Annotated in this window: 18 protein-coding genes; 11 read left to right on the top strand and 7 right to left on the bottom strand. The window is 45.7% G+C overall.

Going from position 1 to position 20,531, the window contains the following annotated elements:
* Positions 1 to 82: 82 nt before the first annotated feature.
* The 6 genes from GLV81_RS10050 to GLV81_RS21250 all read right to left on the bottom strand — a co-directional run bounded on the left by GLV81_RS10050 (position 83) and on the right by GLV81_RS21250 (position 8,069).
* On the bottom strand, positions 83 to 2,332 hold the full coding sequence (locus tag GLV81_RS10050; protein ID WP_157478747.1) for a patatin-like phospholipase family protein: 2,250 nt from the start codon (positions 2,330 to 2,332) through the stop codon (positions 83 to 85).
* 6 nt (positions 2,333 to 2,338) lie between these two features.
* A complete protein-coding gene (locus GLV81_RS10045) occupies positions 2,339 to 3,358 on the bottom strand; it encodes a dipeptide epimerase (protein WP_157478746.1) in 1,020 nt (339 codons plus the stop codon).
* Between the two features lie 45 nt (positions 3,359 to 3,403).
* Positions 3,404 to 4,825: a sugar transferase gene (locus GLV81_RS10040; protein WP_157478745.1), complete on the bottom strand. Its 1,422-nt coding sequence runs from the start codon at positions 4,823 to 4,825 to the stop codon at positions 3,404 to 3,406.
* 6 nt (positions 4,826 to 4,831) lie between these two features.
* Positions 4,832 to 5,809: a Gfo/Idh/MocA family oxidoreductase gene (locus GLV81_RS10035; protein ID WP_157478744.1), complete on the bottom strand. Its 978-nt coding sequence runs from the start codon at positions 5,807 to 5,809 to the stop codon at positions 4,832 to 4,834.
* Between the two features lie 69 nt (positions 5,810 to 5,878).
* Positions 5,879 to 7,090 (bottom strand): DUF6819 domain-containing protein, encoded by a 1,212-nt coding sequence (locus tag GLV81_RS21255; protein WP_281350669.1) that lies wholly within the window; start codon positions 7,088 to 7,090, stop codon positions 5,879 to 5,881.
* Positions 7,059 to 8,069 carry a DUF4954 family protein gene (locus tag GLV81_RS21250; RefSeq protein ID WP_281350668.1) on the bottom strand — a complete coding sequence of 337 codons (1,011 nt, stop codon included), beginning with the start codon at positions 8,067 to 8,069 and terminating at the stop codon, positions 7,059 to 7,061. Before GLV81_RS21250 ends, GLV81_RS21255 begins: the two co-directional genes overlap by 32 nt.
* 212 nt (positions 8,070 to 8,281) lie before the next feature.
* Here GLV81_RS21250 and GLV81_RS10025 point away from each other — a divergent pair, with 212 nt between their 5' ends.
* From GLV81_RS10025 to GLV81_RS10015, 3 genes are all read left to right on the top strand, one after another.
* On the top strand, positions 8,282 to 8,887 hold the full coding sequence (locus GLV81_RS10025; RefSeq protein WP_157478743.1) for a hypothetical protein: 606 nt from the start codon (positions 8,282 to 8,284) through the stop codon (positions 8,885 to 8,887).
* 85 nt (positions 8,888 to 8,972) lie between these two features.
* The gene (locus GLV81_RS10020; protein ID WP_157478742.1) at positions 8,973 to 9,512 is read left to right on the top strand and encodes a shikimate kinase; all 540 of its coding nucleotides are present in this window, start codon (positions 8,973 to 8,975) and stop codon (positions 9,510 to 9,512) included.
* The gene (locus GLV81_RS10015; RefSeq protein WP_157478741.1) at positions 9,509 to 9,895 is read left to right on the top strand and encodes a DUF423 domain-containing protein; all 387 of its coding nucleotides are present in this window, start codon (positions 9,509 to 9,511) and stop codon (positions 9,893 to 9,895) included. The genes GLV81_RS10020 and GLV81_RS10015 overlap by 4 nt, the downstream gene beginning before the upstream one ends.
* Before the next feature lie 45 nt (positions 9,896 to 9,940).
* On the opposite strand, the gene GLV81_RS10010 is transcribed toward GLV81_RS10015, so the two are convergent.
* A complete protein-coding gene (locus GLV81_RS10010; RefSeq protein ID WP_157478740.1) occupies positions 9,941 to 10,768 on the bottom strand; it encodes a universal stress protein in 828 nt (275 codons plus the stop codon).
* A gap of 326 nt (positions 10,769 to 11,094) precedes the next feature.
* On the opposite strand from GLV81_RS10010, the gene rplK reads away from it, so the two are divergent.
* The 8 genes from rplK (at position 11,095) to GLV81_RS09970 (ending at position 20,530) form a co-directional block, all read left to right on the top strand.
* Positions 11,095 to 11,538: a 50S ribosomal protein L11 gene (gene rplK / locus GLV81_RS10005; RefSeq protein ID WP_157478739.1), complete on the top strand. Its 444-nt coding sequence runs from the start codon at positions 11,095 to 11,097 to the stop codon at positions 11,536 to 11,538.
* A 27-nt stretch (positions 11,539 to 11,565) separates the two neighbouring features.
* A complete protein-coding gene (gene rplA / locus GLV81_RS10000; RefSeq protein ID WP_197428215.1) occupies positions 11,566 to 12,258 on the top strand; it encodes a 50S ribosomal protein L1 in 693 nt (230 codons plus the stop codon).
* A gap of 77 nt (positions 12,259 to 12,335) precedes the next feature.
* Complete coding sequence (gene rplJ, locus GLV81_RS09995; protein WP_157478737.1) at positions 12,336 to 12,938, top strand: 50S ribosomal protein L10; 603 nt, start codon at positions 12,336 to 12,338, stop codon at positions 12,936 to 12,938.
* Between the two features lie 127 nt (positions 12,939 to 13,065).
* Positions 13,066 to 13,440: a 50S ribosomal protein L7/L12 gene (rplL, locus tag GLV81_RS09990; protein WP_157478736.1), complete on the top strand. Its 375-nt coding sequence runs from the start codon at positions 13,066 to 13,068 to the stop codon at positions 13,438 to 13,440.
* 326 nt (positions 13,441 to 13,766) lie between these two features.
* A complete protein-coding gene (locus GLV81_RS09985; RefSeq protein WP_197428214.1) occupies positions 13,767 to 15,290 on the top strand; it encodes a carboxylesterase family protein in 1,524 nt (507 codons plus the stop codon).
* Positions 15,280 to 17,724 (top strand): PKD domain-containing protein, encoded by a 2,445-nt coding sequence (locus tag GLV81_RS09980; protein WP_246186377.1) that lies wholly within the window; start codon positions 15,280 to 15,282, stop codon positions 17,722 to 17,724. The genes GLV81_RS09985 and GLV81_RS09980 overlap by 11 nt, the downstream gene beginning before the upstream one ends.
* On the top strand, positions 17,705 to 18,841 hold the full coding sequence (locus GLV81_RS09975) for a T9SS type A sorting domain-containing protein (protein WP_157478733.1): 1,137 nt from the start codon (positions 17,705 to 17,707) through the stop codon (positions 18,839 to 18,841). The genes GLV81_RS09980 and GLV81_RS09975 overlap by 20 nt, the downstream gene beginning before the upstream one ends.
* 114 nt (positions 18,842 to 18,955) lie before the next feature.
* Entirely contained in the window at positions 18,956 to 20,530 is a 1,575-nt protein-coding gene (locus tag GLV81_RS09970) for a glycosyltransferase family 39 protein (RefSeq protein ID WP_157478732.1), read from the top strand.
* Position 20,531 lies beyond the last annotated feature (1 nt).

The raw sequence follows: 20,531 nt of genomic DNA, 5'->3' as shown, positions 1-20,531 counted from the left end.
CCGCCTCAGCGGGCCACTGGTGTCTATTAAATCCGCCGGACTGTGTCCGGTCATTTGCATGCGATTGCCATAGCTTTTTTATTTACTTAAACGGAACGCCAAAGTTGAAATACAACCGTAGTCCTTCAGATTTGGAAGAAGCCATCACACTCAGTTCTGCAGGGCCAATGGGTGTAAGGTACGCTGCAGTAATGGCGGTGCCATAGAGCCATCCGGCTTTTACTGTTTGCGATGTTTTTTGTACAAAATCAAAATGAGCAATAGCACCATTTATACTCAGGTAAAAACTACCAAATGGCCGTACCTGGGGGCCGGTGTGTACAGCCACCAAACTCTCTGAATCCAATTCGCCTTCTCTTAACCCGGCAAACTGAATTTGATTGCGCATGGTGTTTGTGATGCCACCAGCAACAAATTCATTCAGCAGCGAAATATTCTTGCTAAAGTTGACGCCTGCCTGCATTTTGGTTACCCAACTCCAACGCTTGCTCATTTGTGCCGTACTCTGTAGGTTGGCTGTCAGTCTGGGGTAGTTGCCGTAAGTAAACAATGATGGATTTACATCACCAATCAATTGCCCGTTGTTGAACGCTTTGATGCGGGGTTGCAATGCAAATACATATCCCAGTTTGAATTCTGCAATCGTTCCTTTATCCGCATACAATGGTTTAATCAGGTTGTTGTATTGCCAAAAAGCATAGGCCTGAAAATAGTTGTTGCGGCCGTCGAAATAAGTACCGGTTTCAATTTGTGGTTTAGCTACAATGCTTTCCCATTGCATGCCAAAACCACCGGCCGACTTGCGTTTCGCTGACAACTGAAAACGATCATCAATGCTCACGTACTTGTATTTGTACAGTCCAATGCGGCGCAAATCATTGTATGCTGGCAGGTCTTGAAACTCTGTGTACACCTGCAGCCTGTTGGACCATGGCTGGCGATAACCAAACATTTGCAGGTGCTCAAACAAGCCCCTGAAATTATCGCCAATATTGAGCGATACCATCGTTCGGCTGGAAGGCAACAACTGATTGCGGGTGGTAAGGTTGAGGTTGACTGCAAAGCGGGTAAAACTGTTTTCACTCAAGCCTACTTTCAGCATGGTGGAGCTTTCCGGTTTTACTTTGTATTGCAGTACATAACTACTGTCTTTGGTTGGCTCCACATCATACACAATGCTTTTGTACATGCGGTAGGCAAAAGCATCTCTGGTATTGTTTTGCAATTTGCTGTAATTGATGCTTTGCTCATTTCTCCCCTCAATTTGCCGTAAGAATGTTTCTACAGCATGCTTGCCCAAACCTTCCACTTTTACGGCAGCAATTTTGTAAGCGGATACATTGGGCAATCTGTTTTTCCGAAACGAATAGTTTGCATCAATTGCTTTGAGTGAGTCTGCCAAATGCTTGAACAACGGATAATATTTTCTGCCTTCAGTAATGCCAAGTTCAATGATGTCTTCAGCACTGCTAAAACTGGCGGAGTTGTACGTGCCCATGGGTACGCTTATAAACGACTGACACAGTTGTGCCTGTTCTCTGCTGTCTTTCGCCTCGTTCAAAAACATCACCTGCGACAACACCTGCACGGCACTATTCAATTCATCAAGGCTTTGTACCGGAGCACTCACCGATACACCAATCATATACTTCGCACCCAGGTTGATACATTCCTGCACCGGCAGGTTGCGAATGATACCACCATCCACATACCGACGCCCTTTAATATCTACCGGAGAGAAGGCGCCGGGTATGGCCATGCTGCTACGAATGGCATTGACAATGCTGCCCGAAGTATGCGCCACAGGTTCGGTACTCAATAAATCAACCGCTACGCAGGTAAATGGAATGCTCAGCTTTTTGAAATCATGTGTGGCAGCAACCGGAAAGAAATATTTTTCTAACGTGAGCCATAGTTCCTGGCTTTCTAAAAAGCCGGAAGGCAAGCCAATACTGCCTTTGGTAAATGGCATTTCGATGGCGTATTTACCAAACTCACTTTTCTCCTCCATGGTGTAGAGGTTCATGGGAATGCTGTTGCTCAGCAAATCTTCCCAGTGAATGGAGCGGGCAATTTTTTCAATGGAATCTGCACTATAACCTGCGGCGTACAATCCGCCCACAATACTGCCCATGCTGGTGCCAGTGAGATAATTAATATTGAGGCCTGCAGAATCAATGGCTTTCAGTATGCCAATATGGGCAAGGCCTTTGGCACCACCACCACTGAGGGTAAGGCCAATGCCGTGATTTTTGTGTTGGGCAAATGAGTAGTGGGTAACGCACAACAAAGTTGTGAGCAGCAGCATGGCTTTCCGTAAGATTGGTTGCATGTATAGTTATTGGAACAAATGGGAAGTTATGCCTAATCCCGGATTTTGCGGCAGGGCTACTTCACCAAAATTGTACTCCAAACCAGTGGCCAAATCTTCTGCCAGCAGCAGCGGGCCATCTACATCTACATAGTCTACCAGCGGCATCAGGTGTACAATGGCGGCCGAGCCAATGCTGCATTCATTCATGCTGCCCACCATCACCTGCATGTTGCGGTTGCGGGCATCAGCAATCATGCGGAGGGCTGGCGTTATACCTGTGCATTTGGTGAGCTTGATATTGATGCCATGAAAATGGCCTTCGCATTGGGCCACATCTTTTTCAAATACACAAGCTTCGTCGGCAAACAGTGGGAGCGGACTTTCATTGTACAAACGCTTCATGCCTTCCCAGTCATCTTTGGCCAGCGGTTGTTCTATAAACTCCACATCCATGTCTTTAAATACATTAATTTTTTCCAAGGCTTCCTCCACGGTCCAGCCTGCGTTGGCATCAATGCGAAACTTGGCATCAGTGTGTTTGCACAGCGCTTCCATAATAGCGATGTCGTTATCTGTGCCGAGTTTTATTTTGTACACAGGCCATGGCTTCTCCTGCATTTTCTCCACCATTTTTTCAATACTGTCAATGCCAATGGTATAATCTGTGAGTGGCATTTTTGTCACTTCCTTCGTCCAGAATTTATACAGTGGCTGGCGTTTCATTTTGCCATACATATCCCATGCGGCAATATCCAGTGCACATACCAAAAAACCATTTTGCGGAAACAGGTGATGCAGGTAATGCCAGTAGCGGTCGGGCTCGGTGAAGGCGAATTTTTCGACAAACATTTTTTTCGCCGTAAGGTCCGCTATCATCTTTTCTACAGGTATGTTGTAGTATGCAATGGCTGGCGCTTCGCCAATGCCCCGGTAGCCTACATGCTCCAGTTGTACAATCAATGCCGGCTGATGTGTTTTGGTGCCTTTCGAAATGGTAAACGGATATTTAAAAGGCAGGTTCGAAGTGGTAAATTGTACTTTCATCAGTTGGTCATTATAACTTGAAGCGATAGCGTAAATTCAGTAGCGTTACTTTCCTTTTCCCGTAAGTATAATCCGGAAAGTATGGATCATGATTTTAAAATCGAGCAGCAGTGATATGTTTTCCAGGTAAATGAGATCATACTTCATTCGTTCCACCATGTCATCTACAGAAGTAGCGTAGCCAAACTGCACCATACCCCAGCTGGTAAGGCCAGGTTTTACACGGGTAATGTATTTGTAGGCCGGCTCACGGGCAGTAATTTGTTCTGCATAAAAACGGCGTTCCGGTCTTGGTCCAACGAGGCTCATTTCACCTTTCAAAATGTTCCAGAGCTGAGGCAGTTCATCGAGGCGCCACTTGCGCATGATGCGGCCCCAGCGGGTAATGCGGGGATCGAAATCGTAAGACAGTGCTGGGCCGTTGGCCTCCGCATCGGCGTACATAGAGCGGAATTTGTAAATGAAAAACGGTTTGCCTTTGTAGCCCATTCTTTCCTGCTTGTAAATGACAGGGCCGGGAGAAGAAAGTTTCACCCGCAGCGCTACAAAAAGCAATAACGGACTCAGGCCTATGCTGGCCAGCAGCGCAATGGTTACATCAAGAATGCGTTTGATGTTTTGCTGCCAGTCGGCTATCAAACCGGTGTGAATGCTCACAAACGGACCAGAGGACAGGTTGCTGGTTTTGGCCATACCAGTCAGAATGTCAATCACCTGCGGAATGATGTACACTTCTACATCTTTGCCCGCCAGTTTGTCGAGCAACGACTTGGTGAGTGAGGAATCTATTTTGCCAAAAGCCAGAATGATTTTTTCTATCTGATATTGATCGATGATTTGTTCCAGCTCATCAATATGGCCCAACAATGCCGGCGAAAAATTACTCAATGGTTTGTGGCCTTCGGGCAGTAAATAACCACGGAGTTTCCAGCCAATGGTTTTTTCCAATGGTTGCAAGTAGCTGTGGTGTTTGCGTACTTGTTCATCTGTGCCAACCAGCAATACATGAAATCCGGCTTTACCACTGCGAATCTCTTGTTTCACTTTGGTGAGCAGTAGTGCTCTACCTGCAAATACAAACACAAACTGCAACAGCAGCAAGCCAGCAAAACCTTTGTAGTAATAGGAGAGATCAAAAGGATTACGGATATCATCAATCAGGAATCCGAAAAAAATCATGAGTACACCTACAATGCTCAGCATAGCAGTATTGGTGAGCTCATTGAGCCTCGAACGTTCGTACAATGTTTTTTGATAGCTACCTGTAGCGCCAAACAACAGCAGCCAGCCAACAGGTATAAATGCCATGCCCAACCAGAAAGTTGATTCATTGGCCAAGCCTTCCACATCCAGCCGGTGAAATAGGTAGAAGCGACGTATGATGTAAAATGCTACCCAGGCCAGCAATGAGCACAACCAGTCGGACAACACATACCACGCAACTGATATGGATTTATGCGCCAGCATGCTGAACTAGCCTTCGAAAACGGTGGTGTTAGAAATGCTGTCGAGAATTTGCTGCGCCACTTCCATAGCCAGAAAGCCGTCTACTTCCGAAACCGGCGTAGCGGTGTTTTGTACAATGGCATCCCGAAAGGCTTCCAGCTCTTGTTTGATAGGATTGTTTTCTTCAATCAGAGGATTGGCAATGGCAATGGTTTTCTTTCCCTTGGGTGTTTCCAAATCGAAAGAAAAAGCGTTCTCGTCGCTGTCTTGTTTGATCTTGATGATTTCTGCTTTGCGGGCCAAAAAGTCGATGCCGATGTACGCATCTTTTTGAAACAAACGAATCTTCCGCATTTTCTTCATGCTGATGCGGCTGCTGGTAAGATTGGCCACGCAGCCGTTGTTGAACTCAATGCGTACGTTGGCAATATCCGGAGTGTCTGTCATAACAGCCACACCACTGGCGTAAATGTTTTTTACCGGACTCTTCACCAAACTCAACACAATGTCGAGGTCGTGAATCATGAGGTCTAGAATCACACTCACTTCTGTACCCCGTGGGTTGAACTGCGCCAAGCGGTGCACTTCAATAAACATGGGTTGGGTGGTATATTGTTTGGCTGCCTGGTAGGCGGGGTTGAAACGCTCCACATGGCCCACCTGCAATTTTACCTTGGCTTCTTTTACCAGTTTTACAATTTCTCTGGCTTCATCTATAGTGGCTGCCAATGGCTTTTCTACAAAAATGTGTTTTTGGCGGCGCAGGGCTTTGGTGCACAAGTCGTAGTGGAAATTGGTAGGTGCCACAATGTCAACAGCATCCACTGCATCCATCAGTGTTTCGGCATTGCTGTAGCGTTTCAAACCATACTGGCTTTCCACTGTTGCGGCCATTTCGTCGTTGGGGTCAAAAAAGCCCACCAGTTCTACACCTTCAATTTCCTTCCAGTTGTTCAAATGAAATTTGCCCAAATGTCCTACTCCAAAAACACCAACCTTTAGCATACCGCTTTATTTATGTGACGAGTGCAAAAATAGGCCTCCCGTACTTCGCCCCCAATATACGTGGGTATCTTAGGCTAGCCATGTGCGTAGCCGGCGTTTTTCGGCAGCCAGCTGTTTCTTTTCTTGTAAAATGAAGCCATTGTCTTCCAGCTTGCCAATCACTTCATCCATTTCTGCCTGGTTGTTGTACATCATTTTGCGGAAGGCATTGCTGTAATCTTTGGCACGGCTGGCTTCTATGCGTTTGCAGAGGTCGGTTTTAATGGACAGATATTCTGCCACCAATACTTTAAAGTCGGCCTCTTTTAAATCAGCCACTTTTTGGCCCGAAATAGCTTCGAAGCTGGCCAGTGCATGCTGCAGTTTTTGTGTAGGATAGGCAGCAGATTGTTCAGCATAAAAGGCATGTACATCGTTCCAGCTATTGGTGCTGCCTTTGTGAATACGGGCTATGAGCTGCTGCAAATCTGCATCCGGAATTAACTGGCCACCCACGTTGGTAAAATGGTTACGCTTGAGTTTGCCCTTCCATTGGTTGGCGGCTTTTCTAAACGTACCTGCTTCCTCCACCGCGGCAATCATTTGGCCAATGCCATACAATCGGATCATTTGGCGGTATTGCTGCCACGCTTGCACAGCTTTTAGCACCACTACTTTTCGTTTGCTGTTTTCGAGGCCGGTAGCTTCAATGCTTAAAGAAGCAAGGATGCTGTCATTATTACGAAGCAGTTGGGCACCTTTTCGTTGCTGTTGTTTGTCATCGGCAGTGGTGCCTTTTTGGGCATACCAGGCTGCACCTGTCCATTTTTCCAGCAATGCCATGGCCGTAAACATCTCATTGATGGTATCTGGCGCCAGGTAATCGAACTCGAGGTGTTGCGTTTTATCGATGCGTTTGTCGCGGTCTACATATTTCCAGGCGTTGCGGGCCAGTGCATACATGTTGTGCATGAACCAATACGCTGGCATAATCTGCAAGCTATCGGTAGCCGTGTTTTGGCTCACCAGCGAAAAGGGCAGGGGAATGTCGAGCTCATGCAGGTAATCGCCTTTCGCAATCATGGTGAAGCTGGCAAAGCGGCTGTTGTGTTTGAGGCTTACTGCAAGGCCCGGCCAAAAACCACGACCGGCCTGCAATTCGCCATCCGGGCTACGGCTGTTGTGGTTGCTGCCGATGGTAGCACCGGCAGCCATATTGCTTTGGCCCATAATGAGGGCAGCACACAAAAAGCTGTTGTTGTGGTGCTGCTCATGTGCCGGAAAAATGAGGGAGTTTAGCACTTCGCAGCAGCTGATGGTAGAGTTGGGGCCCAAAAAAGAGTTCGATCAATCGGGCACCATACTTGAGTTGCGAATGATTGGAGAGTACAAAGCGAACGGCTTTTACACCATAAAAAATACGGCAGCCAAAACCGATAATGCCATTCACCAGTTCGCAGCCTTCGCCTACTTGTGAGGCGGCATTTTCCTGCGAATTGATGGTGAGGTTTTTGAGCTTGTTGGCGCCTTTGAGGTAAGCGTCGCTGCCAATCCACACATCTTTGATGATGGCGCAGTTTTTAATAACGGTGCGGTCGCCAATTTTGCCGTAGTAGCCCCGTTTGGTATCGAAGCGTTTTTCTGTAAACTCCTGAAACTTTTGCAACAGCGGTTGGTCATCGCGGTACTTGCTCCACATCCACGCATCGCCCGCTTGCATGCCATTAAACGGTAGCACTTTCCGGCCGGCATTTTCATTGCAGAGCTCTACCCAAATGCGTACAGATTCCCTTTCGCCATCTTTGAGCACCCCGTTGCCAAACTTGGCATGTGGCGTGGTCATCAGTTCGTTTACGTTTACAATAATCACCTCGCTGCCTACAATGTAGTGGCTCAGGTAGTTCACGTTATCTACCACCACATTGTCGCCAAAATCGCAGCTGATGATGGTGCTGTTGTATAGGCCTACAGCAATTTTGAGCTGGCTGTATTCCAGAAAATAAGGTTCCAGTTTGCCAATGCGCACCAGCCCGTAGAACTTACAGTTTTTTACCAGTTCGGGGTTGAAAGCATCACTCACCAAAAAGTTGTTCCAGTTGTCGCAGGTATTGCGGTTGCGTACCAGTACTTCTATTTCGTAGGCGGTAAGCTGGCGATAATTAATGCCGCTGCGGTTTTGCAAATTGCGCAGGTAATATTCATCCTGTCCTTCGGGCAAATAGGCAGGTTCGATAAACTGGTAGCCCAATTGCTCCAATGGAATTTTACGGATATTATTCATGGGGTCAAATCAATTAGATGCGTTTTGCCGACTGTTTTGGGGCCATTCGGAAAGGCGACGAAGGTAGTTGATTAATTTTTTTAGAAATCAAAGTGTATTGAACATCAGTTCATAACTTAGGCATATGTAGTTGTGCTGTTGATGATTCAATAACATTACCGAACGATACAGGTATCTTAATTCAAACTAACCATGCTCATTCAATTTTTACCATGAAAAAACTGCTGACTGCCACACTGCTGCTGTGTGCCTTTGCCTCTTGCGGCCCTGCTACCCAAATAGAAAAAAGCTGGCTCGATCCTGTACAAACCACCCGGTTCAATAACTTCAAAAAAGTACTCGTGGTGGTTTTTGCACAAAGCGAAACATCCCGTAGAGTGGCCGAGGAAATGCTGGCAAAAGAACTGGGGCCAAGTGCTGTGGCTTCTTACAATTACAGCAGCATTAGCAGCAAGGCCGGTGATGCCGATGCCATTGCCGATGCCTTGAAGAAAGACGGCTTCGACGGCGCCATTGTTACCCGTTTGATTGATAAGGAAAAGGAAACCACCTATGTGCCCGGCAGAGTAAGCTATCCGTTTTATGGTGGCTTCAGAGGTTATTACAGGTTTGGCTATGGTGCATATGTTGAGCCCGGCTATTACATCGAAGACAAAATTTACTACGTTGAAACCAATGCTTATGATTTGTTGGCTGAAAAGTTGTTGTGGAGTGGAGTAACCCGAACCACAAACCCCGGCCAGTTGAATAAAGTACTGCAAGGTTTTGCAACTGTTGTAGTAGACCAAATGAAAAAGGACGGATTTATTAAGCCATAATTGACAGTACCAATAGCAATGCCCACAGTACGTATGTTTGCGTGGCTGTGGGCTTCTTATTTGTATAACCCCGCAACTAAAATGCATGAACCGGATTGTCTTTTTTATTGGAATGATGGGTGCCGGTAAAACGGTGTGGGGCAAGCTGCTGGCAGAAACCATGTCGCTCAGGTTTGTGGATTTGGATGATGAAATAGTTGCTGCTGCCGGGCAATCTATACCGGCCATCTTTGAGCAATATGGTGAGGATTATTTTCGGGAATTGGAAGCCCGGCAATTGCGGCTCATTGGTCAGCAAAACAATGTGTTGCTCTCATGTGGTGGCGGTACGCCTTGTTTTTTCGACAATATGGAATGGATGAAGCTGCATGGGGTAGTGCTATGGTTGAATCCGCCGGCTACTGAAATTGCGGAGCGTATCTGGCGGGTAAAACACAAACGTCCCTTGATCGCCAACGCTGCTTCAAAAGAGGAAGCACTGCACATTGTAGAAACCCTGATTGCCAAACGGCAAAGCTGGTATGCGCAGGCCGATTTGGAGGTAACGGATTTAGTACTCGACCTGCCAGCATTAGCAGCCAGCATTTCAACTATATTTCAACAAAAAGAAACTGCGACGAAATGATAACGAAGACTGTTTTTTGGGGATCGGTATTGGCTGCCTTAGCGGTGGCATTTGGTGCTTTTGGTGCGCATGTACTCAAGCAACGTTTAGAGCCATCTCAGATAGCCACTTTTCAAACGGGTGTGCAATACCATATGTATCATGCCCTTGCACTGATTGTGGCGGGCATTTACAACCGCATGAAACCCAATAAGCGAATCGACAATGCTATCATTGCCTTTTACCTTGGCATTGGGTTGTTTTCGGGTTCATTATACATCATGACTTTGAGCCACATCACCCGTATGAACCTAAGCTGGTTAGGGGCTATTACACCAGTTGGTGGTATTGCTTTTATTGTTGGTTGGCTGCAAATAGCATGGGCGTCGGCCCTCAAAAAATAAAACCTGACCCAAAGGCCAGGTTTTATTCAAACATAAAAACAAGCATCAATCATTTTTCAAAATTAGTACCGGCACAGTAGCCTGCCGTACAAAGTCGCCGGTATGCTGGTGCATGAATAACGACTCCAGAAAAGAATGGCTTTTGGGCGTCACAATCAGCATATCCAGTTCATTGTCCGCCGCATAGTTAAGAATGCTTTCTTCGATATAGCCACTGTGCAAAAACTGAAACTTGGGTTTGATTTCTTCAAACATGGTTTCCAGCAACAGGCCTTCTTCCATTACCGATGGCTCAAACTCGGCGTAGTCGGGGTCTACATGCAGTATTTCCAAATCGGCATTCCATTGGCGGATTACTTCCAGTATTTTTTTTGCCGGTGTTGATTTCACCACCTGCTTAAAATCGCTGGCAAAGCCAACTTTGAAGACCTTGCGGAAGGCAAAGTTTTGGGGAATAACCAGCACCGGACATTTGGATTCGGTAATGACACTTTGCGTGGTGGAACCCAAAAAGAAGCGTTCAACACTGCCGGCGCCATGGGTGCCCATTACAATACAGTACACTTGGTCGGGTTTGCAACTGTGCACCAGTTCATACACCGGGCTGCCCACTTTTACATCGGTGTGAATAATGGCCTGGCCTTGTGTGGTTTGTTCCAAGGCCTTTACCAAATCGTCCATTTTTTCTTTGGCTTCGGCTACTAGTGATTCGTATTCACCCACGGGCATTGGCACATCGCCATATACTACAGGCAATTGCACTACATGAGTGATTATCAAAGTCTTATTAAGGGCTGCTGCAAGTTGTGCTGCATATTGAACAGCGTTTATTGATACGTCGGAAAAATCGACCGGGGCGATAATCTTGTTCATAACAAAGGGTTGAAATGATTGGTATTTCTTGCTGTCATAAAGTTACTGACCCCGCTTAATTCGAGCCATGACCAATATCAGTTCAATCAGTTTTTCGGTTTAATCTGAACAATATAACAGCTATAGTATGGCACGTCACTAATTTCGCAACAGGCAGTATGCAGAAAGATTTTTTGGTGAATTAGTTGTTCATAACGCTTTAGATGCCTACTTTTGCGGCCCCAAAAAGTTCTTTGTCATCCGTCTGTAGTCCAAGCTTCGGCGGATCTTGAATTTGGGAGTATCGGCAATAACGCTGATACGCTATCACCAAAAACGTTTTTAGAATGGCTAAAGAAATCACCGGCTATGTGAAGCTCCAGTGTAAAGGAGGACAAGCCAACCCTGCGCCGCCAATCGGCCCGGCCCTTGGTTCAAAGGGTCTGAACATCATGGAATTTTGTAAGCAATTCAACGCCCGTACCCAAGATAAAATGGGTAAGGTTCTGCCTGTGTTGATTACTGTTTACAACGACAAATCTTTTGATTTTGTAATTAAAACTGCACCCGCTGCAATTCAGCTGATGGAAGCTGCCAAGATTCAGAAAGGATCTAAGGAAAGCAACCGTGCCAAAGTGGGTAAAGTAACCTGGGAACAAGTTGAGGCGATTGCCAAAGACAAAATGCCTGACCTGAACTGCTTCACTATCGAAAGCGCCATGAAAATGGTAGCCGGTACTGCCCGCAGCATGGGTTTGAATGTGGAAGGTAAAGCTCCTTGGGAAAATTAATTTTTATCAACCTCAAAAGATTGAATCATGAAATTGACTAAGAAAAGAAAAGTGGCTGAAGCCAAGGTTGATAAAAACAAGATTTACAGCCTGAGCGAAGCTGCTTCACTCGTAAAAGAAATCAACTGCACCAAGTTCGACAGCTCTGTTGACCTGCACGTTCGTTTGGGTGTAGATCCTAAGAAAGCCGATCAGGCTATCCGTGGTACTGTAAGCCTGCCTCATGGTACTGGTAAAACCAAGCGTGTACTGGTGCTTTGCACTCCCGATAAGGAAGCTGAAGCCAAAGGCGCTGGTGCTGACCACGTAGGTTTGGACGAATTCATTCAGAAAATTGAAGGTGGCTGGACTGATATCGACGTTATCGTGGCTACGCCTGCAGTAATGCCTAAAATTGGTAAGCTGGGTAAAATTCTCGGTCCACGTAACCTGATGCCAAACCCCAAGACCGGTACTGTAACCAACGATGTAGCTGGTGCTGTAAACGATCCGAAAGGTGGTAAAATCGCCTTCAAGGTGGACAAAGCAGGTATCATTCACGCCTCTATCGGTCGTGTGTCTTTCTCTCCTGAAAAGATTGCAGAAAACACCAACGAACTGATTAACGCCCTCATCAAGTTGAAGCCTTCTACTGCCAAAGGAACCTACCTGAAAGGCATTAGCCTGGCCAGCTCTATGAGCCCCGGCATTTCTGTTGATACTAAAACGTTCATTCACTAAGGCCCCTCCGAACCTTCTCCGCTAAGGCGGAAGGCCAAAGAGGAGTGTTGATACAGTAACACTCAAAACGAATTGAAATGACTAAAGAACAAAAGAACGACGTAATTGAGGTGCTGAAAGACAAGTTCTCTCAGTACAACAACTTCTACGTAACCAATACAGAAAGCCTGACTGTTGCCCAGGTTAGCCAGCTGCGTCGCGTATGCTTCGACAAGCAGGTAGAAATGAAGGTGGCAAAAAACACCCTGATTAAGAAAGCCCTCGAATCACTGGATGCTGAAAAGTATGCCGGTGTGTACGAAGCGCTGAACAACGTAACTGCCCTGATGTTCTCTGAGAACCCTAAGGAGCCAGCCGTTATCATCAGCTCTTTCCGCTCAGCTTCTAAAGGCGAAAAGCCCGTATTGAAAGCTGCTTTCATCAACGGTGATATTTATGTAGGCGACAACCAACTGGCTGCCCTCACCAAGATCAAGACGAAGAATGAATTGATTGGTGAAGTAATCGGTCTGTTGCAAAGCCCGGCCAAGCGTGTACTCAGCGCATTGCTCAACAAAGACGAAGCCAACGGCGCTGCTGCTGCCGAAGAAGCTCCTGCTGCTGTTGAAGCTGCTGCTCCTGAAGTTGCACCTGAGGCTCCTGCTGCTGAAGCTGCTCCCGAAGCACCAGCTGCTGAGTAATTCTCCCAGACTGTTTTTCCACATAGGAAACGCAATAAGCCATGCCCCCGGCTATAAGAGGGTACAACAATTTTTTTAAAACCTCCGCCGGACCATTACGGAATGAAGGCGGAAAAAATTAGAAACCATGGCAGATTTGAAAGCATTTGCAGAACAACTGGTTAACCTGACTGTAAAAGAGGTTAACGAACTGGCCCAAATTTTGAAAGACGAATACGGTATCGAGCCAGCTGCTGCTGCAGTTGTTGTTGCTGCTGACGGTGGTGGCGCTGCTGCTGCTGCAGAAGAAAAGACTTCTTTCGACGTTATCCTGAAAAGCGCTGGCGCTAGCAAGTTGAACGTTGTGAAAGTAGTAAAAGACCTGACTGGCTTGGGTCTGAAAGAAGCGAAGGACCTGGTTGACGGTGCTCCTAAAGCTGTAAAAGAAGGTGTTGACAAGGCTACTGCCGAAGACATCGCTGCTAAGCTGAAAGAAGCTGGTGCAGAAGTTGAAATCGCTTAATTCATTGATCGAATTTCAATATGAAAAGCCCTGCCACTTGGCGGGGCTTTTCTTTTGTTTCTATACTGCTCAGCTACTCATGTTATAACCAGCAGTAATGTGTGTGCGTTGTATCCACATTTCGTTGTCGAAACACTCTTTTTTGAGCTTTGCTTTCATTTTTTTCGGCTATTTTAGAGCTCGAAAAGCCTTGCAAAGCATGTATTTGAGCGTTGATACAGCAGGGCCAACAAGCATCAAGCAATCCTTAAGCCTATCCCTAGATGAAGCAAAAAAACACCCTGTTTTTTAGTTGCCGTATTGTGTTGTTGTTCATGCTACTCTGCATGAATATGCAATATGTGGCAGCACAAACACACCTTCCCCGAAATGTAAATGTGAATGCCAATTGTGGCGGCTTTTACGAATACCTGCCCACAGGTTATGCAGCCAGTACGCAAAAGTTTCCCTTGCTGATTAGTTTTCATGGAGCAGGCAGTTATGGCAATGGCACCACTGAACTGAATGAAGTGCTGCGGGAAAATGCTGCGTATTACATCAACAACAATCAGTTTCCTTCCAGCTTTACAGTGAATGGCCAAACCAGTTCATTCATCGTTATCAGTCCTCAGTGGAAAGACTATGCTTCTGTGAGTGATATCAATAGCCTTATCAATTATTTATTGGCACAGCCCTATAAAATTGATGCCGGCCGCATATACCTGATGGGCTACAGCATGGGCGGCGATCAAATTATTAAGTACGCTACCAACAGTAGTACCAATGCCAACCGCATAGCCGGTATGGTTACGATTGCGCCTTACATCAATCCATACACCGATGCTGGTGCCAATAACATCGCCAATACAGCCTTGCCATTTTGGGGATTGCATAGTAATGCCGATCAGTCATCGCCGGTGTCGTGGTCTGTAAGTTTGGTCAACAAAATCAATAGTTACAATCCATCCATCCCTGCTATTCTTACCCGCTTTGATGGCGTAACGCATGTGAACAGTGGTTTGTATGCCAGCAATCCCAACTATAGGGTAGGTGGCTACAATATATATGAATGGATGTTGCGTTACCGGCGCAATTACCCGCCCGATGCCAACGCTGGTGCCGATCAGGCTATCAGCTTGCCTGTTACCTCAGTTTCGCTCAATGCCAGCGGATCTACCGACCCGGAAGGCAGTACGCTGACTTACAATTGGCAAAAGTTGAATGGTCCGGGTAGTCAAACCATTACAACACCCAATGCAGTAAGTACAAGCGTAAATGGTTTTGTTGCCGGCACTTACAATTTCATGCTTACGGTAACCGATGCGGCTGGTTTGTTTGATAGAGACACAGTAAGGATAGTGGTGACGAATCCCAATCCTAATCAGCTGCCGCAAGCCAATGCAGGAGCAGATGACAGCATTGAATATCCGGCCAGTACTTACACATTAAACGGTACCAATTCAAGTGATAATGATGGGGTGGTTGTGTCTTATCAATGGGCGAAAATTGCAGGGCCCACTTCATTTGCCATAAGCGGTGCTACTACAGCTACGCCTCAATTGAGTTTGCTACGCAAAGGCATTTATGAAATGGAACTTACTGTAACTGATAATGAGGGTGGCGTAAGCAAAGACCGGGTATTGATTACCGTTGTAAACCTGAATCCAAACCTTGCTCCGGTAGCCAATGCCGGTGCTGATCAGGTGTTGACATTGCCCACCAATACTACTACGCTCAATGGAAGTGGCTCAACGGATGCAGATGGTAGCATTGTGCAGTACCAATGGCGCCAAATAGAAGGTCCTGCAGCAAGCCAGCATTGCCAACGCAGGAAATGTTCAAACCGGCATCAGCAATTTGATGCAGGGTAGTTATCGCTTTGAATTGAAGGTAACAGACGACAGTGCCGCTGTGGCATTGGATACGATTCGGGTAATGGTAAATGCGCCACCGCCGGTTATCACCAAGCAGATAAAAGTGAATTTGTTTGGCGGTTCAAACCCACAAACCACAGAAGGTTGGAACAACTGGAATGTTGGCGGATCAAAAGTGAGCAACCGACTTTCCGGAGCCTTGAATTACGCAGACGGTACCGTCAGCACAGTTACTGCCAACCTTTCTTATAGTGAAGCCGTGTCGGATAATGGTGCAAGTTTTGGTGGTACTATGTGTCCACCAGCAGTGCTCCGTTATACCAGCTATGCTACCATTTCACGTACTCTTACCATTAATGGTTTGGTGGCTGGCAAAACCTATTCACTTGAATTCTACGCCAGTAGAAACAATACAGGCAACAGTACCCGCTTTACCATCAACGGAGTTAGCCAAACCGTGGTGACGGATAATAACAAAACCAACAAAGTTGTTTTCAATAATCTTACAACTTCCACCGGTAGTATTGTTGTAACTGTGGCCAGGGTAAATACCTACAGTTACCTCAATGGATTTATGCTCACAGAAACAACAGCTGTAACAGGCAATGTTGCGCCTGTGGCGAATGCTGGTGCAGATGTCAATATTGCATTACCCAATAATGTTGTGAACTTAAATGCGTCGGCATCATACGATCAGGATGGTTCTATTGTGGCTTTTGCATGGTCTAAAATTTCAGGACCAGCATCATTAACTATCAGCAATCCAAACATCGTGAATCCTGTAATCAGTAATCTTGAAGCAGGCACTTACGAAATGCAGTTGATGGTAACTGACAACAGCGGTGCTGCAGCTTTAGATACTGTTGTGGTGAATGTATTTCCGCCGGATCCGTTGGCCCCAGTGGCCAATGCCGGCGTGGATACAACCCTGCGCTTACCCTTGGATGTATTTACATTGAACGGAACTGCTTCCGCAGATATTGATGGTAGTATTGTGAGTTATCATTGGGAGCAATTTGATGGTCCTGCTGGTAGTTTCCTGGTCAATGCGAATCAGGCCATTGCCACGGTAGAAAATCCACAAACCGGCAGGTACGGATTTGAACTCACCGTAACGGATAATGATGGACTTATCGGTAAGGATTCTGTGTATGTGTTGATTGGTGACAATCCATTTGCACCGCCATCTATTATTGACTCCTTGAATTGCGGTAAACAGCTTCGCTTTGTGGTGATGGGCTCTAGCACGGCAATGGGTACCGGTGCCAGTGTGCCCGATAGTAACTGGGTGAGCAAATTCAGAAAATACGTTCGCAGTTTTAATCCTGCAAATGAGGTGATCAATATTGCTACCTCAAGTCGTACTACCTATCATTTACTCAACCCTCATGGGTTTGTACCGCCCGAAGGAAGACCCGTACCGGATACATTGCGCAATATCACCAAGGCATTGACATACAATCCCGACATCATCATTATCAATTTACCTAGCAATGATGTGGCATTGAACTACACTTTGGCAGAACAACAAGCGAATTACGAAAGAACACTTGCATTGACGGATGCAGCCGGCATTACAGTTTGGGTAACCACTACACAACCCCGAACAGCGTTAAATACTACTCAACGCAATAACCTGATGCTGATGCGAGACTGGACTTATCAGCGGTTTGGAAACAAAGCCATTGACTTTTGGACAACTCTTGCAAATGATGACGGAACCATTGTAGACGCTTACAATGTTGATGGGGTGCATGTAAATGACATGGGCCATCACTTGTTGTATACCAGAGTAGTAGGTAAACGAATTCTGGATGATGCTTGTACTGTTGCAAACTTGTTACCTGTTGTAAATGCTGGTCAGGATCAATCCATTACCATACCTGAAAATACTGTGTTGCTATCGGGTACTGCCATCGATAATGACGGTTCCATAACTGCTGTGCAATGGCGACAGTTAGCTGGGCCATCAAATGCTGTTATAGTATCAGCCAACACATTGCAAACAACAGTTTCAGGATTGCATATTGGCAGTTATCAGTTTGAATTGATGGCAACAGATAATGTAGGCGGAGTGAGCAGAGATAGTGTATTGGTGCTGGTGAAACGAGGACCAAACGAACCTCCCACCGCCAATGCCGGAAATGATACAACACTTGTATTACCTGCCAACAGCCTGACATTGCATGGTGTTGGAAACGACACCGATGGTGTAATTACTAATTATGCATGGCGTCAGGTAGCGGGACCTGCTACTGCTTTTTTCAATAACAATACGCTTGCTTCTCCAATAGTTTCCGGATTGATAGAAGGTAGTTATTTGTTTGAGTTGACTGTAACGGATGACTCTGCAGCTACAGCTACAGATATTGTAGCTGTGCAGGTAAATCCAAGGCCCAATACAAGCTCCAGTGGTAGATGCCGGAAATAATACCAGCATTACTTTGCCCACCAATAGTGTTGTATTGAATGGTTCAGTTGTTGACGCTGAAAGTAATTTACAAAGTATTTTGTGGACACAACAAGCAGGACCAACTGCTGCAACGATTGTTTCTGCAAGCACTAATAGCACAGCCGTGAACAACCTCGTTGAAGGAAGTTATTTGTTCCGGTTAACAGCCGTTGATGACCGTGGCGCAACCGGAACCGATTCAATTTGGATTACAGTAAATGCACAGCCCACTACCACAACAAGGCAGATTAAAATAAACCTGTTTGGTGGAACGAACCCTCAAACCACAGAAGGCTGGAACAACTGGAATGTTGGTGGTTCCAAAATTACGAACCGTTCTTCTGCAGCTTTCAATTACGCAGATGGTGCTGTGAGCACGGTATCTGCCACACTCTCTTACAGTGAAGCAGTTTCTGACAACGGTGCAAGTTTTGGTGGTACTATGTGTCCTCCGGCAGTGCTGAGGTATACCAGTTATGCTACTAGCAACAGAACGCTCACCTTGAATGGTTTGAGTGCCGTTAAAACTTACAATATCGAATTGTATGCCAGCCGAAGCAATACAGGTAATAGCACCAGGTTTACTATTAATGGAGTAGCACAAACCGTAGTGACGGATAACAACAAAACCAATGCAGTTTCCTTTACCAATTTATCCGCAACCAATGGGTCAATTGCCATTGCCATTGCCAGGGTAAATACCTACAACTACATTAATGGATTGACGATAACGGAAGTAAGTCCTTCTACAGCCACACAAGCCACGCCTGTGCAAAACACACTACCTGTGGTTAGAGATGTGGAAGTGACTACCTCTACATCGACAAGCGTTGGTGCTAAAGGGTTAACGGTATATCCAAACCCTATGCATGGCAATACTACACTCCTCAGTTGGACAAACCCTTACAGAGGAAAAGTGACGCTGAAATTGTTAGATGCCCGTGGGCTGCAGGTACAAATGCAGGTATTGGAAAAATGGCAAACCACGTTGCAGTATAATCTGAATACAATTGCTTTGCCTGCTGGAAACTACTGGTTGGTGCTCGAAGCAAATGGCGTAATTGTTCAACGACAATTGATGAAAACTTTCAGGTAAATCATACTCCAATTTTTCAAAGCGGCTTAAAAAACGAATAGTTTTTTAAGCCGCTTTGTTTTTTGGTTGTATTTTACAGAAATAAGCCCCTACAACAAAACATCACACCCAATCATGAAGCCCGGTTTTCAGTCATCATCATCGTTGCGATACGCAGGCATGTTTTTGTTGCTTTTCTTATTGCTAATCTTGAGTTTCCCTGGCAATAGAAGTGAAAATGATGATGGCTATTTTTATGCCTACGCCATTCGGACCTATGATTATGCACAATTGTGGCTGCCCCGATACCTGATATTCTTACCTTTTTTTAAAGCCTTATTGAATATTGTACAATGGATAAATCCTCAAGCAGATGCTTACCAATTGATGTGTGTGTGCAGTAGCGTGGCATCTATTGCCAGTGTTTTATTGTTGTATCGGTTACTACGCCAACATTTCAATACAAGTCATATTGTAGCATTTTGCAGTGCCGCTTTTTTGTTATTGAGTTACGGCTATTGGCGCTATGCAGTTGAAGCGGAAGTATATGGCATAGCCTTGTTGCTTTGTTTATTATCGGTTTATGCTGCCTGTGCAAGTATTACCAATGCGCAGCAAGGAAAGTACCTTGCATTAACAGCCTTGTTGTGTGGGGTAACTGTGATGTGGTATAAGCCTGCGGGGGTTGTTACATGCATTGCTATTCCGCTGTATATGATCGTGCTGCGAACTTCCGTTTTGAAAATTTGCTCATGGGCTGCAATGGTTGTTTTGCTGGTAGTATCTGGTTATGCAATGGCTTTTTACGCAAGTGAAGTTGATACAACTTTTTGGACGTATTGTAATAGTGGCATCCAAATGGCGGGAGGGCACCCGTTGAATGCAGTGCCAGTCGTTGCATCCAATGTGGTGAGTTTGAATTATATCTACGCATTCCCGGCGGTGGTGAGCTTAATAGAACAATGGTTTCCTGGAAAACTATTGGTAGAAGAAGTATTTGCTGCACAACATCATACATCGTTGGCCATACTTGCTGTTTGTACAGCTGTATTGTTCATTATGCTGGCATTGTTTGCGCTATGGAAAATTCGCAGCAGCATTTTCTTTCAGGGCTTTTGGAAAAATCCGTTTGTATTGTGGTTGGTCGTTTACAGCGCCGCATTGCTCATTGTGGATCCCGGCTCTCCCGAACCGTGGCTCATGATTCAACCTGCTTTATTTGCTGTGTTGGGTATCTATTTCTTTCCATTGATTGTTTTGCATGCCAGCAAACGACTCTTGTATGTGTTGGTGTTTGTTTTGTGCCTGCACAATATTGTTGGTGGCTATCTTTTTATTCAAAAAGAAGATGAAGATTACACCCGTTTTCAATCGGCTTGGCTGATAAAAAATGCCACGGCAAATGACATGGTTATTTCTTTGGGCAGTGCCAGTGCAGTTCGCTATTTGTTGTACTATGGTGCAGCAAAAGTTTTTACAGGTGAGCAACAATTTCAGCAAGCCATGCTGGCTGCTAAGCAAGTGCATCAGCATGGCGGTAAAATTTATTTGACCGATGATTTTGTACACCCTTCACTAACTGTGCAGCGTAGAAATGCAGCAGCATTTGCACAGGTGCAAAGCATGCTGCAGCAGCAACAAGCCAATATTCATTTATTGCATCCGCAAGATAATACAGCTGCAGCCGTGTATCAATGGACGCCGCAGTAAG

This window comes from Phnomibacter ginsenosidimutans, assembly GCF_009740285.1.
Lineage (GTDB): Bacteria > Bacteroidota > Bacteroidia > Chitinophagales > Chitinophagaceae > Phnomibacter > Phnomibacter ginsenosidimutans.
Note: the sequence above shows the minus strand (reverse complement) of the source record. Positions and strands in the feature narration are given on the sequence as shown.

Coding starts and splice junctions, on each gene's coding strand:
- GLV81_RS10050 (WP_157478747.1), bottom strand. CDS start 2,332: ATGCAACCAATCTTACGGAAAGCCATGCTGCTGCTCACAACTTTGTTG.
- GLV81_RS10045 (WP_157478746.1), bottom strand. CDS start 3,358: ATGAAAGTACAATTTACCACTTCGAACCTGCCTTTTAAATATCCGTTT.
- GLV81_RS10040 (WP_157478745.1), bottom strand. CDS start 4,825: ATGCTGGCGCATAAATCCATATCAGTTGCGTGGTATGTGTTGTCCGAC.
- GLV81_RS10035 (WP_157478744.1), bottom strand. CDS start 5,809: ATGCTAAAGGTTGGTGTTTTTGGAGTAGGACATTTGGGCAAATTTCAT.
- GLV81_RS21250 (WP_281350668.1), bottom strand. CDS start 8,069: ATGAATAATATCCGTAAAATTCCATTGGAGCAATTGGGCTACCAGTTT.
- GLV81_RS10025 (WP_157478743.1), top strand. CDS start 8,282: ATGAAAAAACTGCTGACTGCCACACTGCTGCTGTGTGCCTTTGCCTCT.
- GLV81_RS10020 (WP_157478742.1), top strand. CDS start 8,973: ATGAACCGGATTGTCTTTTTTATTGGAATGATGGGTGCCGGTAAAACG.
- GLV81_RS10015 (WP_157478741.1), top strand. CDS start 9,509: ATGATAACGAAGACTGTTTTTTGGGGATCGGTATTGGCTGCCTTAGCG.
- GLV81_RS10010 (WP_157478740.1), bottom strand. CDS start 10,768: ATGAACAAGATTATCGCCCCGGTCGATTTTTCCGACGTATCAATAAAC.
- rplK (WP_157478739.1), top strand. CDS start 11,095: ATGGCTAAAGAAATCACCGGCTATGTGAAGCTCCAGTGTAAAGGAGGA.
- rplA (WP_197428215.1), top strand. CDS start 11,566: ATGAAATTGACTAAGAAAAGAAAAGTGGCTGAAGCCAAGGTTGATAAA.
- rplJ (WP_157478737.1), top strand. CDS start 12,336: ATGACTAAAGAACAAAAGAACGACGTAATTGAGGTGCTGAAAGACAAG.
- rplL (WP_157478736.1), top strand. CDS start 13,066: ATGGCAGATTTGAAAGCATTTGCAGAACAACTGGTTAACCTGACTGTA.
- GLV81_RS09985 (WP_197428214.1), top strand. CDS start 13,767: ATGAATATGCAATATGTGGCAGCACAAACACACCTTCCCCGAAATGTA.
- GLV81_RS09980 (WP_246186377.1), top strand. CDS start 15,280: ATGCAGGGTAGTTATCGCTTTGAATTGAAGGTAACAGACGACAGTGCC.
- GLV81_RS09970 (WP_157478732.1), top strand. CDS start 18,956: ATGAAGCCCGGTTTTCAGTCATCATCATCGTTGCGATACGCAGGCATG.